We start from the raw sequence: 15,853 nt of genomic DNA, 5'->3' as shown, positions 1-15,853 counted from the left end.
ACTACACTTTTCTTCTTTAATTTTAAGACACTATAATATTAGCCTCCTAGATTCGAGCACTTGATTCTAGGAGCTTTTCTATGCTGATTTCTTTTACTTATTTCACCCATACTAGAAAGATAGGTTTCATCAAACAGCCTGTCTAATTTTACCATTTCTAATATCACTATAATGGAAGGCTATTTGAGTGGACGGGTAATGGTCAAATAACCACCACTGCGCCCCCAACCCTCCAACGCTACAAAGACAACTAACTCCTACGAGCAGGTGTTTCTTTTATACAGCCACAGGAATTCTTCCGGCGCACTTTCTAAAGATCGCAATCAAAGAAAGGTGTATACCAGACCTTTGAGGAACGCTTCCTTGATTTCTAACTCCACCAAAGGCCAAAATATCTTTTATTTTATAGAAGCTTTTCATCAGTTACTAAATAGATCTTCAACTGTACGCTACAGCTCTACGTGCTTTTAATCTTGATGGAAAGATTCCTATAATGTTCAAAAGTACCAGTAGCCTATGATAAATATCAATGCTGTTTAGAAGAAATTGGTTGTAGAATGAAGTAAATTTAGGCCAAACTATACCTCATGAACAACATTATTATACCAGTAGACTTTTCAAAATATTCTGAATACGCTTTAGAGATAGGTGCTATGCTTGCTAAAAAACACAATGCTACCTTACATGTGCTGCACATGCTCGAATTATCAGACTCATTGATCTCTCACTCTGATAGTGACAATAAAAATGAAATGATGTTTCTACTGGCACTTTCTAAAAAGAAATTTGAACCTTTTCTTGATAAAGACTACCTAGAAGGAGTTCAAGTAGAAGCAATGATTAAACACCATAAGGTTTACAAAGAAGTAGATGAATTGGCCCGAAACGTAAATGCAGATCTTATTATAATGGGATCACACGGATTGATGGCACACGAAGGTGTTTTTGCAGGATCAAATGCTGAAAAAATGGTGAGAAACAGTAATACTCCTGTACTAACAGTAAAATCAAAACCACAAAGTTTTAACCTAAATACGGTGATTTTTGCAACAGACCTGACAGAAGCAAGCGTGGCAGCTTATAAGAAAGCTGTAAATATATTTTCTACTTTAGAGAGCAAATTGCATGCTGTGTATGTCAATAGACCTCACACCGACTTTATCAGCTCCAAAGAATTTAAAGAAATGACACAACAATTTGCCGCTTTTGGGGGTACTGATCAAGTGGACTTTATTTCTGGATATACGGTTGAAGACGGCTTGCTACAATATGCAGAGGAAACTCAAGCAGATTGTATAGCGATAAGCACACATGCTAGAAAAGGACTTTCACATTTCTTTAGAGGAAGTATCTCAGAAGACCTCGCTAACAGCTCCCCACTTCCCGTGATGAGTTTTAAGATCTAAAAAGAATCCTAGCGCTAAGTCACTAGAATATCTGAAAACTGGCTAAAACAAATAATTGAAGGCAATTCTTCTTTATGCTATTAATGATAGCAGGTAAAACACCCCCTTAAGAAGGAACCCAAACACTTTTTATTCCACAACAAAACCCTTTTAATCTAATGATTTTAAGGGTTTTTATCCTTGTACAGCTATAAAAATAATCCCAATCTATTTGTTTAACGTTTACTACACTAGTTTTAATAACCATCACTACTTTTGTGACATGAGAATTTACAACTAGAAAAGGCTTGGACCTTTTTAGAAAGTGCTCCACATATCTATGTTGCTATCTGGATTTTTATAACTAATCATGATGTACAGCTTACTGATTTTGAGAACGAGCTTATTCTATTAGTTGAAATGCCATAGCAACTAAAACAAACCTTAAAAGCAGCAATTGCAATACGTACTGATACCTTTGTACAATCTCAAACAATTTCTGTGACGAATTAGCGCCCTACTGCATTAGTCCAATACCTTAAAATTAAAAAATGAATAAACTAAAACTTTTACTATTGCTAATTATCGCCACGAGTGTGGTAAGTTGTGCTGATCAACCAACCGCAGACAGCACCGTAAAACATCAGGGCGCCTTAAGAAATATGATGTCTGGAAATTTAGAAGCAACAATGTCTCTAGATTCTTTAAAGCAATTACCTCATCTGTATGCTCTAGGTGCATTAGAACATCTCAAAGGAGAAATTCAAGTGTTTGATGGAGTTTCTTATGTGAGTAAATCAGGCCCAAATAACAACGTGGAGATAGCGTCCAGTTTTAATCACAAAGCATCATTGCTAGTCTATGCTCAAGTTCCTGAATGGAACTATGGAGTTGAACTGGATCCGTTCTCTAATAACGCAGAACTAGAAAGGCAAATCAAAGAGGCCGCACTCAAAAATGGGTTAGATGTCGACCTACCATTTCCGTTTTTATTAAAGGGGAAAGCAATATCTTTAGACTGGCATGTGATCAACTGGCCAAAAGGTGACAACGTGCACAATCATAAAAAGCACCAAGAAACTGGATCAAATGGCATTTTAAAGGAGGAAGATGTAGAGATTATAGGCTTCTATTCTGAAAAGCACCAAGCGATTTATACACACCACACCACATTCTTACACATGCATTTTAAGACAGATAAAGAACATCCCATCGCAGGGCATATAGATCAACTTATAGGTGTAGATTTACAACTTTATCTACCAAAGATCTAATGAAACATACCTATCAAATATCTGGAATGACCTGTAATGGTTGCCGCAGCGATGTGGAAAAAAGGCTCAATGCTATTCCTGGTGTTAAAGAAGCCATGGTTACTTTAGAAAATGAGCAGGCTGTTATTCTTATGGCATATCACATAGGCATTAAAACCATTCAAGAAGCACTCCCTAAAAAATACGTAATTACAGCAATGACAAAGCCTGAGGTTATTGATTCTAGTTCGAGTTCCAGCTCGATTATAAAATCGGGAAAGTCTAAGTGGGAACAACTACTGCCCTTGTTTCTTATATTAGGTTACTTGACGGTTGCAACAGTGCTGCTCAACTATCAAAGAGAAAACTGGGACGAAGCCATGCTGGATTTTATGGGTTTATTCTTTATCGTTTTTAGCTTTTTTAAAATGCTAGATGTAAAAGGCTTTTCAAAAAGTTTTTCCATGTATGATCCGTTAGCTAAGATTATTCCGATTTATGGATGGGCCTATCCTTTTCTAGAAACGGCACTCGGATTTATGTTTTTAATACGATTTGAAATAGATATAGCCCTTATAGCTACATTGATCATTTTAGGAATCACTACTATTGGTGTGACAAAAACACTACTAGATAAAAAATCTATTCCATGCGCCTGTTTGGGAACAGCGCTTAAATTACCCATGACTGAGGCTACTTTTATGGAAAATGCAATCATGATCGTTATGGCCGTCTTTATGTTGTTGCAGGGATTCTAAAGGTGTATCTTATTGTTCATTGTACCGCTTTCTATTTTCTTTCTAAACAGAAAATTGTGGACTGTCTCGCTTTCGCGAAAGCGAGATCATCACAAGATATTTATTCCTTATTTCCTTCTCTAAGCCTTTTGTAAAGCTTAAAAAGGAGCATCAAAATTACAGCAAAAACTAAAAGTCCTATCAAACCGTAAATCCAGTTGATCGCACTCTTAACAATGACTAAAAACACTACTGCAAACAAAATAAGCGTAGCACCTTCATTGTAGATGCGCATGCCATTAGAAGTCCATTTGACCACATCATTTTGTAATTCCTTTTGGATAAAATGAGTTTTTATATGATAAATAAAGAGTAAAACCACAAAACCTAATTTTACCTGCATCCAAGCAGCTTGCAACCAATAAGGGTTTAAAATAAGTAACCATATCGCAAAAACTGTCGTAAGAACAGCGCTAGGCCACGTAATGATATACCACAACCTGCTCGTCATGATCTTCAGTTGTTGAAGTAAAATACCTTTTTCAGGCTCTGGCTTTGCATGGGCTTCTATTTGATAGACAAATAATCTAGGGATGTAAAACAGTCCTGCAAACCAAGTAACAACAAAAATGAGGTGCAAGGATTTTATATAAGGATAAAAATCAATTTCCATAAACGCGGTAACATAAAGCATAAGCATGGTGTGAATCCACAAATTTAGTCATTAAATAACAAGATTATACGCCTGATTTTCTTTATTAAAAAAGCAGGAATACAAGAATTAAATAGGTCTATAAATACAGTAGAAGCTTTCTTTATTTGTAATCATTTTAAAAAGAAGGCTGTTTTAATAAACAAGATTACAAATAGCTCTTTACTGACTATATGACTTTTAAGCGGTACTATTGCATACTCAAGTATAAGTTATGGAATTAGGTACAGAAACATTAGATCTAGTAGGTTATGCAGCAAGTGCAGTCGTGCTATTTTCTTTCTTTATGAAAAACATCATCACTCTACGCACTGTGAATTCCATAGGTTGCGTATTATTTCTACTGTACGGATTTCTATTTGACTCGCCTAACCTGCCTATCATTGTAACTAATGCAGGCATTTTAATAGTAAATGGGTATTACCTATTTTTAAAAAAAGAAGAGAAGCACAACCAAGTAAAAGAGGGAAAATGAAAATAGGTTTAGCACTTTCTGGTGGTGGCGTTAGAGGTGTCGCACATGCTGGAGTCATTAAAGCTCTTCAGGAGCACAGTATCAATGTAAATCAAATATCTGGCACAAGTGCTGGAGCATTAGTAGGTGCCCTCTATGCAAAGGGAATAGGAATGGAAGAAATCTTTCATTTCTTTGAAAAATCCAACCTCTTCGATCCTAAAATATTTGCTTTTGGACAAGCTGGATTTATCAATTCTTCTGTTTTTATAGATCATTTAGCTTCCTATATCCCTGAAAATAGTTTTGATTCCTTAGAGATCCCGCTAACGGTGACAGCTACTGATCTTAATGCTGGAAAACTCAGAATATTTAAAGAGGGCGAGTTGTACTTACCCATACTGGCAAGTGCTGCTTTTCCAGGAATATTCACACCAGTAGAAATTGAAGGAAACACCTATGTAGACGGTGGTGTTTTAAATAATTTTCCTATTGACTTATTAGATGATTGTGACCTTAAAATAGGCAGCTACGTGAATAAAGTAGATCTTACAAAGCAAAAGCTCAAGCACTCTTACGATGTGGCGGGTAGGGCTTACACCATCAATCAGTATCAGCAAGACAAAATAAAATTTAGTCAGTGTGATTTATTGATAGAGCCTGATTTATTTAACTATGGCTTGTTCAGCTTTAAAGCGATGAAAGATATATTTGAAATAGGTTATAAGTCAGCATTACAAGATTTAAAAAACACAACTATTTTTGATTGAAAATAAACAACAAAGCCCGCCATGATAATAGGAGGGCTCTATGATTACAACTCAAAAATACAACTGCTATTAACTATAAAACTCTACAGCCCCAGTAGCGATATCGTACATTGCCCCTACTATTTTAATGTCCCCATCTTCTTCTAGTTCTTTTAAAACGGGACTTTCTTTGCGTATTCTCTCAATAGTAAGCTCTACGTTTTTTACAGAAACAGCGTCTACAAACTCTAAATTTTTAGAATTGCGTAAAGCTTCTTCTTGAGGTTCGTTTACTGCGTATACTGCCGGTTCTATTTTCTCTATAAGCTTGGTAAGATTGCCTAGTCTTGCATGATCACAGGCTCCTTTTATAGCACCACAACTGGTATGTCCTAAAACCACTACAAGCTTCGTCCCAGCAAGCTTACAAGCAAACTCCATACTTCCTAAAATGTCTTCGTTTACAAAATTACCAGCAATACGAACACTAAATATATCGCCTAAACCTTGATCAAAAACCAACTCTGCCGACACACGTGAGTCTATGCAACTAAGAATGGTCGCAAAAGGAAACTGACCATCGCGAGTATCGTTTATTTGTTGTAATAAATTTCGGTTTGCTTTTAAGTTGTTTTGAAATCGCTCGTTACCTTCAGTTAAAAACTGCAACGCTTTCTCCGGCGTCATGGTAGCTTGCGATTCTTTAGTATGTACTTTCATTATTTATATCTTTTGAATTTAAATTTGTCTTGCTTAGGTCTCAATTTAAAGAATTCTATAAAACTATCTGGGTTTTCTACTATTCCTCTTTCTGAAATCAATTTGATATCAATCTCCTTATAAATTGCTTTTTCTCTGAAATCATCTAGAATCTCTACAACATCATAATCCAGATAACTGGTATTACTTACATCCAATTCCAGATAAGTGTTTCTAGGTAGGTTATCTAGCTCTCTTAATATCGTCGCTTTATTAAAGAAAGTAACCTCTTCTGCAAGAACCATTTTAACTATATGTCTTCCTGATACATCGCTTTCTACAGCATGAAGAAAATGAGAGTTTTGATAACTTTGGAAAAGTGTGATGATAATTCCTAATGCCAGACCTACTCCTACACCTAGTAAGAAATTAAATTGCAACAATAGTACCGTCACAATAAAGGGAATAAACTGACGCCATCCAGAACTCCACATTTGTTTAAATATACTGGGCTTTGCTAGCTTATATCCTACAATAAGCAATATAGCCGCAAGAACTGATAAGGGAATTTTATTCATAAGAGTCGGTATTAAAATGACCGACGCTAATAAAAGGAAACCGTGCAAAATGGCACTCATTTTAGTTTTTCCACCAGATTGAATATTTGCACTACTCCTAACGATTACTTGTGTAATAGGAAGTCCTCCTATGAATCCAGATGCTACATTTCCCACTCCTTGAGCAATCAATTCTTTATTAGTAGGTGTAACTCTTTTAAGAGGATCTATCTTATCCGTAGCCTCTACACATAATAATGTTTCTAATGAAGCAACTATGGCTATCGTAAATCCTGTAATAATCACATCTACATTAGTTATCTGACTGAAGTCTGGAAATTTAAATTGCCCTATAAAGGAATCAAAACCATCAGGGACAGGTACATTTACTAAATGCGCTTCTGATATATTCCAGTACACTGCATCGCTAGTGATGATATAATAAATAATACCCACAGCTACAGCAACTAAAGGACCTTGTATAATTTCAAAAAATTTTGATTTTTCTTGGAGCACATTACTCCACAACAATAAAATGGCAAGTGCTATGCACCCAACTAGTGTAGCTCCTGGACTGATATATTCTCCTATACTTAAAATCTCACTAAAGGTATTTTCTCCATCTATCTGGAAGAAATTCCAGTCGCCTTCTGGATCTTTATCTAGTCCGAAAAAATGTGGGATCTGCTTTAAAAATATGATGATCCCTATACCAGTAAGCATCCCTTTTATGACAGAGGAAGGAAAATAATACCCTATAATACCTAATTTCAAAAGGCCAAAAACGATTTGAATCAAACCACCTATAACAACGGCTACTAAAAAGATCTCAAAACCACCCAAATCAGTAATTGCGACAGCCACTATAGCTGCAAGCCCTGCGGCCGGACCACTTACACCCAATTGAGAACCACTCAAAGAACCTACAAGAATCCCTCCTATAATACCAGAGATGAGTCCAGCAAATGGCGGTGCGCCACTAGCTAGTGCTATACCTAAGCAAAGTGGTAATGCCACAAAAAACACGACAATACTTGCTGGAATATCTTTTTTTAAATTTTTAAACGGATTTGATGAATTCATAAAATGGGATATGGTTCCTTAAACAACAGGAACATGAAGCATGATTTGACTTGCAAATCAATGCTTTGATAAATAAAGTTTTAAAATGATCTCGAGTTGCTTCTAGACAAATAATTCCGGGGGCGGAATCAATATCTCCTGAGAGCAATCACACCAAAGAGGAGGTGTATAATCAACTGTATAAACTGGAATAAATGAGCCGTTTTTGGATTCAAATAATAACAAATCAGTAATGGTCTTCTCGTTTTCTAAATCGGTGTCCGTGTACTCTTCCACATCAGATACTCCATCTACCTCGACGTCTAAAATAGACACGTCATAGTTCCTATTTAAACACACCTCAACAACAGGTTGTCCTAAAAACAAAGCGCAAATAAGCAAAACAAATATGTTTCCTATAAAATTATGATTTGCAAATAAGTTTTTCAATTGAATTACTGCTTATGATATATATAAACAAATATAATGATTACCATAAATAAGTCTTATGGATGACCCGCTTTTTAACATAAACTTTTATTTCACTAAGCAACATAAAAAAAGATCACTCCGTTAGAAGTGATCTTTTTAAATAAATAAAACTGGAAATCTTATTCTGTTGGAACAGGAATACCCAATTCTAAAGCTACAGCCTTGCTGATATTAGCTTCTTCTGTCGCGTAAGCTACGGCGCTAAGATCTACTATAATATTGTAACCCCTAGCAAGAGCCACTTTTTTAATAGCCTCGTTGAGCTTCTTAGAAAGTGGAGTCAATAATTTATTTTGCTTTTCCCCTAACTTTAACTCAGCTAGTTTTTTACTATTCAGCAATTCATTCTCTAATGCGGAAGCCTGAGACTTATAGATTTCTAATTCTTGATTAAAAGCCACTTCATCTGTCGCAGTCTGACGTAATTCTTGAACCTTAGCTTGAAGAAGTGCCATTTTTTCTTTTACATTGTTTTCTGCCTTCGTATCATCTGCTTTTAATGATGCTGCTAGTTTGCTGATTTCCTGCTGAGCTGTTTGAAACTCTGGCATAGATTGTAAAAGAGCTTCAGAAGCTACATAACCTGTTTGTGCCATCGCCGTTCCTGCTGCTAGGAATAATACTAAAAGTAATTTTTTCATTTTCTCTTTAAATTAAGGTGCGCAATATAGTTAAGTCTTTTTAGATTTTCGGACATATCACACCACCACTTTTCAACTATTGGACCACTTTTGTACCGTTTAACGTTAATTAGTGTTATGCTTGCTTTTTATCTCGCTTTCGCGAAAGCGGAATCCCTAACAATATCGGAAACTCTTGAGACACTATATACAAAGAACAGGTTGCCTTAGGCTCTCCATCTCTTAAAAACATATTCAGAACGGCACAGGTAACCAAAAACAAGAAAGAGCTATTAAGGCATTCCTATATATGGATGATACATTGCAAAAAAAGAACCTGTGTTTAGGAACCTTTACCTATCGTTAGAAAATCGTTAAAATCACTTCTAAATCATTTTCTGATCTTATATTAGCCCGCCAAACTAAAAAACATGAAAAAGACATTATTATTTATCGCTTTATGTTGTTGCATGATCACAACAGCTCAATACGATATTGTTTACAATCTTGAAAAAGATGGAGTATACCCACAAAACTTAGTGGTTACTAGTGAGCAAAAGCAAGTTATTAACGGCATGCCTCAAGATATCACGACTATCATTTCTACGGAGTCCGATTATATAGTAACAGGCATTAAGGATGGTATTTATTCTATAGATATTATTGTTAAAAGTATGTCCAACACTACTAAATCTGCTATGGGAAGTGAGACAATGTCTTCTGATGGAGCTTCTTCTAACCCAATGAATCAGATGTTTAAAAACATGATTAAAGACCCTATAAAAATCACCATGAATAATAAGGGAGAAATATTAAGCTTTGATAATAGCGCACAGCTTGTAGGATTAATAGAGGGTATGGAATTGCCAGAAATGCAATTATTACAGATTGAAGGGGCTATGAAAAAAGAAATGAGTGCTGAAAAGCAAATAGATAGCTACAATAAAATCACTCAAATATTGCCGACAAAAGAGGTCAATATCGGTGATTCTTGGGACCAAGTGATTATGATTAGTTCTATAGCTACTTTTGAATCTACAACCACTTATACTTTGGAAAGCGTCACAGATGAGTCGTATATCATCAACTCTTCTGCTATGATTGCAACGCCTAAAGACGCCACTACCGATTTAATGGGCATGAAGGCAAAGTACGATTTGGCGGGTCCATTAAAAGCAAGCTATACCATTGATAAAAAAACAGGCTGGATCAAAAAAGCTAATTTTGAGCAGAGTCTTGATGGAACAGTATTGATTGAAAAATCTGAGACCATGCCTCAAGAATTGAAAATGACTATGACCTCTACCACTACAACGGTTATCGAGTAATCCATGTAAAAAAACAGAAAAGCCGTTTAAGAAAAGTTTCTTAAACGGCTTTTTTTATGCTTATTTCTTATGGCGCCTGTTAGCTCCTTTATCACCTCGGGTTTTAGGTTTTTTATACTTTGCTGCTATAATGCGACGGTAACTACCGCCTTCATTGGTCTTGGAGTTTTTCTCACTCCTATCGTGAAAAGCAGCACCTCGCTCATCTTCAATTGCTTTATGCGGATTGAAAATCTCCCGTATTATAGGTTTTTCTTCCGGAGTTTTTTGCTCTGAAATCTCTACTTCTTCAGGAAAAGCGAGCGCAGGAATCTTATAATTCATGAGCTCCTCAATCCTTTCTTTATCTTCCTTTTCTTTCTCTGTATAAAACAGAATAGACCGCCCTATTTCTTCGGCACGACCAGTTCTTCCTATACGGTGCATGTAGTTTTCTGGAAATGCCGGCACATCCATATTGATAACATGAGAGATTTTATCCAGATCCAGACCACGAGCCATAACATCTGTAGAAACTAGAATACGGCTTTCACCAGTATCAAAAAGCTCAATGGACCTCAATCTGTAATTTTGAGTCTTGTTAGAGTGAATAACAGAAATCTCCCCGCCGTAATGTGGACTCATGACTTCTTGAAGTCTATCGGCACTTTTTTTGTTTCCTACAAAGACCAGTACTTTATGAAACTTCTCTTGATCACTTACTAAGTGCATAAGCAAATTTGCTTTGGTGTAGAAGTTCTCTACTGCATAACAAGACTGTTCGATATTTTCTAATCGCGTACCTGAAACAGCTATGGAAATCTTATCTGGATTATAGAAGTAAGCTTTTATAAAATCTTCTATTTGATCTGTCATCGTTGCTGAGAACATGATGTTCTGACGTCGCTTAGGCAAATGATCAAAAATATTAGTCAGCTGAAATCTAAAACCTAGATCCAGCATCACGTCTACCTCATCAATCACCACCTTTTTACAGTTCTTAAAGTTGACCGTTTGACTCACGATAAGATCGTATAATCGTCCTGGAGTCGCCACCAGAACATCAACGCCTTCTGCATAGGCCTTCTTTTGAGTATTGATATTGGTGCCTCCGTAGATCCCCAATACCCTTAATTTCATATACTTAGAATACTCTTTAATATTTTCTGTGACTTGCACTACCAGCTCTCTAGTAGGAACAAGAACTAAGACTCTAGGGTCATCTATCTGAGCATATTTTAACTCATGTAGCAATGGCAACATGTAACCCAAAGTTTTACCAGTTCCTGTTTGCGCGATTCCTATCATATCACGTCCAGAAAGAATGACGGGAAAAGCCTCTTCTTGAATTGGTGTCATGGTCTCAAAACCCAATTCCTCTAACCCGTTCTGTAAGGGTGTTTTGAGGTTCAGATCAACAAAGGTTTTCATAATTGAACATTTTTGCAAATGTACGTTTTTATGATGATGATTTTATAGCAACAGACTTTTTGACGACAGAAGTCAGACAAAAGACTTCAGATCGCTTTTGCTGCGCAAAATATAAAGACGAAATAACGGCGGCCTACTAGTTGACGACTCACTTAAAGCTTAAATTGGAATCTAAAAAAAATAAACTTGCCTTTAAACAGAAAGCTACTTTATTTTTGATAGGTTGGAATGGATAAATTTCAAGTAAATGTATTCCTTCCCTCAAAAAAAACATCGGCCGTTTATTGTCAAAAGGCTCTGCCAAGTAAGAACCGGAGATCGTCGGTCTTCAAAAAACATAAAAACTGGAAGCCCTTTGTTCGTAAGTTATACATTCACAGTAACTTAAATTCAAAACCTAAGTCAGCAAGTCTTTGCAGTCGTTACTGATGTTAAGGTGGTCTCCCTACAAAAACTCTTAGCCTGGAGGGCTAGGTAAAGGAACTTTTAAAGCTATAAAACCGCTGAAAACAGCTCACTAAAAAGTATCTTTGCATCATGCATTTAAGAAACATACATAGGTACGGTTACGACTTTCAAAAACTAATCGTTACGCATCCAGAATTAGAAAATCACCTTGTTGAAAGCCCCACTGGCACAGCAACTATTGATTTTAGTGATGCGGCTTCTATTTTGGAGTTCAACACCGCCTTATTAAAACACCATTATAAAATCAAATACTGGAAACTTCCAGAAGGCTCCCTTTATCCGCCTATCCCTGGTCGCGCAGACTATATACATCATTTGGCAGATCTGGTTGGAAAAGGAAGCAAAAATGGTCTGGACATAGGTTGTGGTGCGAGTGCGATCTATCCTATTCTGGGAAATTCGATTTACGATTGGAAGATGGTAGGTTGTGATGTAGATGATGAAAGTGTCGCTTTCGCTAAAAAAAACACCTCCAAAATTGACGCTATAGAAATACGCCAGCAGATTGATAAAGGCAATATCTTTAAAGGAGTGATTCTGGAAGGCGAAAGTTATGATTTCACCATATGCAACCCGCCATTTTATGGGAGTGAGGAAGAAGCGGTAAAGGCAAATATGTCCAAACAGAGAAAGCTAGGTACTTATGAAGAGCGACGCAACTTTGCTGGTCATGCACACGAGCTTTGGTGCAATGGTGGAGAAGCCCTTTTTATCAAGCGCATGATTAAAGAGTCCGTTGCTTATAAAGGCCAAGTAGAATGGTTTACTTGTTTGCTTTCGCGTAAGCAAAACTTAAAAAAACCATTAAAGCAACTGGAAAAACTTCAAGCAGAAGTAAAAGTTATAGAAATGGCCACTGGTAATAAAGAGTCCAGATTTGTAGCATGGAGGTTTAAAAGTTAGAAAAGATTGAAGAAGAGAAATGGACGATAAGACAATTCAAAATTTACGAGAAGCACTGGAGTTTTCTCCAGACAATATCCCTTTGAGATTGCATCTTGCAGAATCCCTACGACTGGCAAATATGCTGGAGGAAGCAGAGGAAGAATACGAGATTATTTTACAATACAAAGCAGAGCCTAAGGCGAGAATAGGACTGGCGCTTATTTCTTATAAACAGAAAAACTATTCTAAGGCAATTGTGATCTTAGAAAGCCTGATCCAAGAAGGAAATAAAGATCTGGACACCCATTTATTTTACACCAGGTCTTTAGTGCGATCTAACGACACGGCACAAGCTATTGATGCTTATCAAGATTTACTAAAATACCATCCTGAATTTAGTGATGATGAGCTAGATAAGGTACTGAGAATGCCTTCTAATGGCACTGGAGATTACGAGGACGACGAGGACGATTACGAGGATGATTATGACGACGGCTTTAATGAATCAAGCGTTTTTATAGAAAAACCAGAAATCAGTTTTAAGGATGTAGGCGGCATGGAAAATGTCAAGCGAGAGATAGACCTTAAAATTGTACAACCCCTACTCCATCCAGAAATATATAAAGCATACGGTAAGAAAATAGGTGGTGGAATTCTACTTTACGGACCCCCAGGCTGCGGTAAAACCTATATTGCAAAAGCTACTGCTGGGCAAATCAATGCCAAGTTCATATCGTTAAACCTCAACGATATTCTGGATATGTGGATCGGTAATTCAGAGAAAAACCTACACCGTATTTTTGAAGTCGCAAGAAATAACACCCCTTGTGTTCTTTTTATTGACGAGATCGATGCACTAGGCGCCAGCCGTAGTGATATGAAACAAAGCGCTGGAAAAAACCTGATCAATCAGTTTTTACAAGAGCTAGACGGTATTTCTAACGATAACGAGGGCTTATTAGTACTAGGAGCGACTAACATGCCATGGCATCTGGATACGGCATTCCGTCGTCCTGGAAGATTTGATCGCATACTTTTTGTACCGCCACCAGATGCTCCAGCAAGAGAAGCCATTTTTGATCTAAAGCTAGAAGAAAAACCCACTACAGAAATAGATACGCAAGCGCTGGCAAAAAAAGCATTGGAATACTCTGGTGCTGATATAGAAGCAGTCATCGATATCGCTATAGAGAATAAACTAGAAGATGCGATCAAGTCTGGCGTACCTCAACCACTCACTACCAAAGACCTTCTAAGATCCTTAAAACAACACAAGCCCAGCACCAAAGAATGGTTTGTCACCGCAAAAAACTTTGCGGTATACGCTAATGAATCTGGGCTTTATGATGATATACTTCATTACTTAAAAATTAAAAAGTAATGACCGAAGCCTTATATGAAAGAGCCTATTTGCTCTACCAGCAAAGAAGATTTTCCCAGTCGGAAGAAATCCTCAACCAAGCGCTCACTCAAGATCCCAACAGCATCTCTTGTTTGCACCTTCTCGCAGAGGTCAATCTTGCCCAAGACGATCCTAAAAAAGCAAAGCATTTTATAGATATTGCTTTAGGGCTCTCGCCTTCCATGGCACTATTATTTGCCACTAAAGCAAGAATCATGCTGAACGTGGAGCGTTATGATGAAGGGGAGGAATTACTTAAAGAAGCCATTAGACTAGATGCTCAAGAGCCCCAAAATTATGCGATGCTGGCTCATATTTCGCTTTCGCGAAAGCGGTATAAAGAAGCAGAGCAACTCGCTGAAAAAGCATTATCACTAGATCCAGCTAACCTGCTTGCCCTAAATGTGAAAAGCACGTCACAACTCAAACAGAATAAAAGAGCAGCGTCAGAAGAAACTTTAAAGGGTGCTTTGGGAGAAAATCCAGAAGATTCTTATACGCATACCAACTACGGTTGGAACAAACTGGAAATGGGCGATCACAAAGCAGCTCTAGATCATTTTAAAGAAGCCTTGCGTTACGACCCTAATAACTCTTATGCTCAAGCCGGAATGATGCAAGCCTTGCAAGCCAGGTATTTTGTCTACAGATGGTTCTTGAAATATCAGTTTTGGCTAGGAAATATGGGCGCCAAATACCAGTGGCTTTTTATCATAGGATTTTATTTGGGAACCAGAGCCATTAGCTATGCAGCAGAAACAGTTCCCGCATTAGAACCTTTTCTAACTCCTATAGTAGTTCTTCTAGCTTTAATTGCATTGAGCACATGGATTATCGGTCCTTTATCTAAATTGCTTTTCAGCTTTAATAAATATGCCAAGTTCCTTTTAAATAAAAAAGAAAAACAAGCGGTTATTTTTACGGCTGTTTGTATCCTTATCTCCCTATCAGGAGTGGCAAGTTATCTTCTCTTAGACGATTTCAGATTCTTAATGGTTGCTATAGCTGGACTTATTTTAATGATCCCGTGGAGCATGTTTTATAGGGAAACCAAACCCGCATTAATGATGCCGCTCGCCGCTGGAATCATGACACTGATCGCAGGAATCGCTCTTTACATTAGTTTTACTACAGAAGACGTTATGAATATTTTTGTGACTGCCTTTTTGATCAGCTTTTTTGCTTTTCAATGGTTTGCAAATGCCGTGAGCATTAAAAGAAGTAATATATAGTACGTTGATGTTGGAGTATGGATTCCAGACAAATTTTAGAATCAGATCATAATTCTATTATGGACTGAAAAAGCAGGAACAGATATAAAACCATTTGGGACAACTCTTACTCTTATCTAAAAGTATGGTAAAGTCACTGTTAATGGGATAGCAATTGTGGAAAGTTGTTTGTATATTCTCGACTACCTAAAAAAAAAACGATGTTCGGATTATTTAAAAAGAAAAGTGAGATGGAAAAATTGCAAGAGCAATATGAAAAACTCATGAAAGAATTCCATACCCTCTCTACTTCAGACCGCACTGCAAGTGATAAAGCATATGCCGCAGCTGATGTGATTGCTAAGAAAATGGATGCACTGAAGTAAGTTTTCAGTCGCGATTTTCAGTTTTTAGTTTCAATTAGATGCT

The 15,853-nt window shown here is 37.0% G+C and carries 16 protein-coding genes; 10 read left to right on the top strand and 6 right to left on the bottom strand.

Annotated features, from left to right (window positions below; genetic code table 11):
* Positions 1 to 587 precede the first annotated feature (587 nt).
* The 3 genes from F0365_RS09040 to F0365_RS09030 all read left to right on the top strand — a co-directional run bounded on the left by F0365_RS09040 (position 588) and on the right by F0365_RS09030 (position 3,396).
* Positions 588 to 1,406: a universal stress protein gene (locus F0365_RS09040; protein ID WP_169933400.1), complete on the top strand. Its 819-nt coding sequence runs from the start codon at positions 588 to 590 to the stop codon at positions 1,404 to 1,406.
* Between the two features lie 530 nt (positions 1,407 to 1,936).
* The gene (locus F0365_RS09035; protein ID WP_169933399.1) at positions 1,937 to 2,659 is read left to right on the top strand and encodes an acetolactate decarboxylase; all 723 of its coding nucleotides are present in this window, start codon (positions 1,937 to 1,939) and stop codon (positions 2,657 to 2,659) included.
* Entirely contained in the window at positions 2,659 to 3,396 is a 738-nt protein-coding gene (locus F0365_RS09030; RefSeq protein WP_169933398.1) for a heavy-metal-associated domain-containing protein, read from the top strand. The genes F0365_RS09035 and F0365_RS09030 overlap by 1 nt, the downstream gene beginning before the upstream one ends.
* A 100-nt stretch (positions 3,397 to 3,496) precedes the next feature.
* Here the strand turns inward: F0365_RS09030 and F0365_RS09025 are convergent, their stop codons facing one another.
* Positions 3,497 to 4,069, bottom strand: coding sequence for a CopD family protein (locus F0365_RS09025; protein WP_240961578.1), 573 nt, complete (start codon positions 4,067 to 4,069; stop codon positions 3,497 to 3,499).
* Positions 4,070 to 4,301: 232 nt separating this feature from the next.
* On the opposite strand from F0365_RS09025, the gene F0365_RS09020 reads away from it, so the two are divergent.
* The gene (locus F0365_RS09020) at positions 4,302 to 4,562 is read left to right on the top strand and encodes a uroporphyrinogen decarboxylase (protein ID WP_169933397.1); all 261 of its coding nucleotides are present in this window, start codon (positions 4,302 to 4,304) and stop codon (positions 4,560 to 4,562) included.
* Positions 4,559 to 5,311 carry a patatin-like phospholipase family protein gene (locus tag F0365_RS09015; protein WP_169933396.1) on the top strand — a complete coding sequence of 251 codons (753 nt, stop codon included), beginning with the start codon at positions 4,559 to 4,561 and terminating at the stop codon, positions 5,309 to 5,311. Before F0365_RS09020 ends, F0365_RS09015 begins: the two co-directional genes overlap by 4 nt.
* A gap of 69 nt (positions 5,312 to 5,380) precedes the next feature.
* On the opposite strand, the gene F0365_RS09010 is transcribed toward F0365_RS09015, so the two are convergent.
* The 4 genes from F0365_RS09010 to F0365_RS08995 all read right to left on the bottom strand — a co-directional run bounded on the left by F0365_RS09010 (position 5,381) and on the right by F0365_RS08995 (position 8,741).
* On the bottom strand, positions 5,381 to 6,010 hold the full coding sequence (locus F0365_RS09010) for a carbonic anhydrase family protein (protein ID WP_169933395.1): 630 nt from the start codon (positions 6,008 to 6,010) through the stop codon (positions 5,381 to 5,383).
* Positions 6,010 to 7,629, bottom strand: coding sequence for a SulP family inorganic anion transporter (locus tag F0365_RS09005; protein WP_169933394.1), 1,620 nt, complete (start codon positions 7,627 to 7,629; stop codon positions 6,010 to 6,012). Before F0365_RS09005 ends, F0365_RS09010 begins: the two co-directional genes overlap by 1 nt.
* A 102-nt stretch (positions 7,630 to 7,731) precedes the next feature.
* Complete coding sequence (locus F0365_RS09000; RefSeq protein ID WP_169933393.1) at positions 7,732 to 8,058, bottom strand: hypothetical protein; 327 nt, start codon at positions 8,056 to 8,058, stop codon at positions 7,732 to 7,734.
* Positions 8,059 to 8,219: 161 nt separating this feature from the next.
* A complete protein-coding gene (locus F0365_RS08995; RefSeq protein WP_169933392.1) occupies positions 8,220 to 8,741 on the bottom strand; it encodes an OmpH family outer membrane protein in 522 nt (173 codons plus the stop codon).
* A gap of 410 nt (positions 8,742 to 9,151) precedes the next feature.
* Here F0365_RS08995 and F0365_RS08990 point away from each other — a divergent pair, with 410 nt between their 5' ends.
* Positions 9,152 to 10,048, top strand: coding sequence for a DUF6263 family protein (locus F0365_RS08990; protein WP_169933391.1), 897 nt, complete (start codon positions 9,152 to 9,154; stop codon positions 10,046 to 10,048).
* A 60-nt stretch (positions 10,049 to 10,108) separates the two neighbouring features.
* Here F0365_RS08990 and F0365_RS08985 read toward each other — a convergent pair whose 3' ends face one another.
* Positions 10,109 to 11,458, bottom strand: coding sequence for a DEAD/DEAH box helicase (locus F0365_RS08985; RefSeq protein ID WP_169933390.1), 1,350 nt, complete (start codon positions 11,456 to 11,458; stop codon positions 10,109 to 10,111).
* Positions 11,459 to 11,995: 537 nt separating this feature from the next.
* Between F0365_RS08985 and rlmF the strand changes: the two genes are divergently transcribed.
* The 4 genes from rlmF to F0365_RS08965 all read left to right on the top strand — a co-directional run bounded on the left by rlmF (position 11,996) and on the right by F0365_RS08965 (position 15,810).
* Entirely contained in the window at positions 11,996 to 12,829 is an 834-nt protein-coding gene (rlmF, locus tag F0365_RS08980) for a 23S rRNA (adenine(1618)-N(6))-methyltransferase RlmF (protein ID WP_169933389.1), read from the top strand.
* A 19-nt stretch (positions 12,830 to 12,848) separates the two neighbouring features.
* A complete protein-coding gene (locus F0365_RS08975) occupies positions 12,849 to 14,192 on the top strand; it encodes an ATP-binding protein (RefSeq protein ID WP_169933388.1) in 1,344 nt (447 codons plus the stop codon).
* Positions 14,192 to 15,445 (top strand): tetratricopeptide repeat protein, encoded by a 1,254-nt coding sequence (locus F0365_RS08970; protein ID WP_169933387.1) that lies wholly within the window; start codon positions 14,192 to 14,194, stop codon positions 15,443 to 15,445. Before F0365_RS08975 ends, F0365_RS08970 begins: the two co-directional genes overlap by 1 nt.
* Before the next feature lie 200 nt (positions 15,446 to 15,645).
* Entirely contained in the window at positions 15,646 to 15,810 is a 165-nt protein-coding gene (locus tag F0365_RS08965) for a Lacal_2735 family protein (RefSeq protein ID WP_169933386.1), read from the top strand.
* The last annotated feature ends 43 nt before the right edge of the window (positions 15,811 to 15,853 follow it).

Source organism: Nonlabens sp. Ci31 (assembly GCF_012974865.1).
GTDB lineage: Bacteria > Bacteroidota > Bacteroidia > Flavobacteriales > Flavobacteriaceae > Nonlabens.
The sequence above is the reverse complement of the archived record's forward strand: the minus strand, read 5'-3'. Positions and strand labels throughout refer to the sequence as shown.

Coding starts and splice junctions, on each gene's coding strand:
- F0365_RS09040 (WP_169933400.1), top strand. CDS start 588: ATGAACAACATTATTATACCAGTAGACTTTTCAAAATATTCTGAATAC.
- F0365_RS09035 (WP_169933399.1), top strand. CDS start 1,937: ATGAATAAACTAAAACTTTTACTATTGCTAATTATCGCCACGAGTGTG.
- F0365_RS09030 (WP_169933398.1), top strand. CDS start 2,659: ATGAAACATACCTATCAAATATCTGGAATGACCTGTAATGGTTGCCGC.
- F0365_RS09025 (WP_240961578.1), bottom strand. CDS start 4,069: ATGCTTTATGTTACCGCGTTTATGGAAATTGATTTTTATCCTTATATA.
- F0365_RS09020 (WP_169933397.1), top strand. CDS start 4,302: ATGGAATTAGGTACAGAAACATTAGATCTAGTAGGTTATGCAGCAAGT.
- F0365_RS09015 (WP_169933396.1), top strand. CDS start 4,559: ATGAAAATAGGTTTAGCACTTTCTGGTGGTGGCGTTAGAGGTGTCGCA.
- F0365_RS09010 (WP_169933395.1), bottom strand. CDS start 6,010: ATGAAAGTACATACTAAAGAATCGCAAGCTACCATGACGCCGGAGAAA.
- F0365_RS09005 (WP_169933394.1), bottom strand. CDS start 7,629: ATGAATTCATCAAATCCGTTTAAAAATTTAAAAAAAGATATTCCAGCA.
- F0365_RS08995 (WP_169933392.1), bottom strand. CDS start 8,741: ATGAAAAAATTACTTTTAGTATTATTCCTAGCAGCAGGAACGGCGATG.
- F0365_RS08990 (WP_169933391.1), top strand. CDS start 9,152: ATGAAAAAGACATTATTATTTATCGCTTTATGTTGTTGCATGATCACA.
- F0365_RS08985 (WP_169933390.1), bottom strand. CDS start 11,458: ATGAAAACCTTTGTTGATCTGAACCTCAAAACACCCTTACAGAACGGG.
- rlmF (WP_169933389.1), top strand. CDS start 11,996: ATGCATTTAAGAAACATACATAGGTACGGTTACGACTTTCAAAAACTA.
- F0365_RS08975 (WP_169933388.1), top strand. CDS start 12,849: ATGGACGATAAGACAATTCAAAATTTACGAGAAGCACTGGAGTTTTCT.
- F0365_RS08970 (WP_169933387.1), top strand. CDS start 14,192: ATGACCGAAGCCTTATATGAAAGAGCCTATTTGCTCTACCAGCAAAGA.
- F0365_RS08965 (WP_169933386.1), top strand. CDS start 15,646: ATGTTCGGATTATTTAAAAAGAAAAGTGAGATGGAAAAATTGCAAGAG.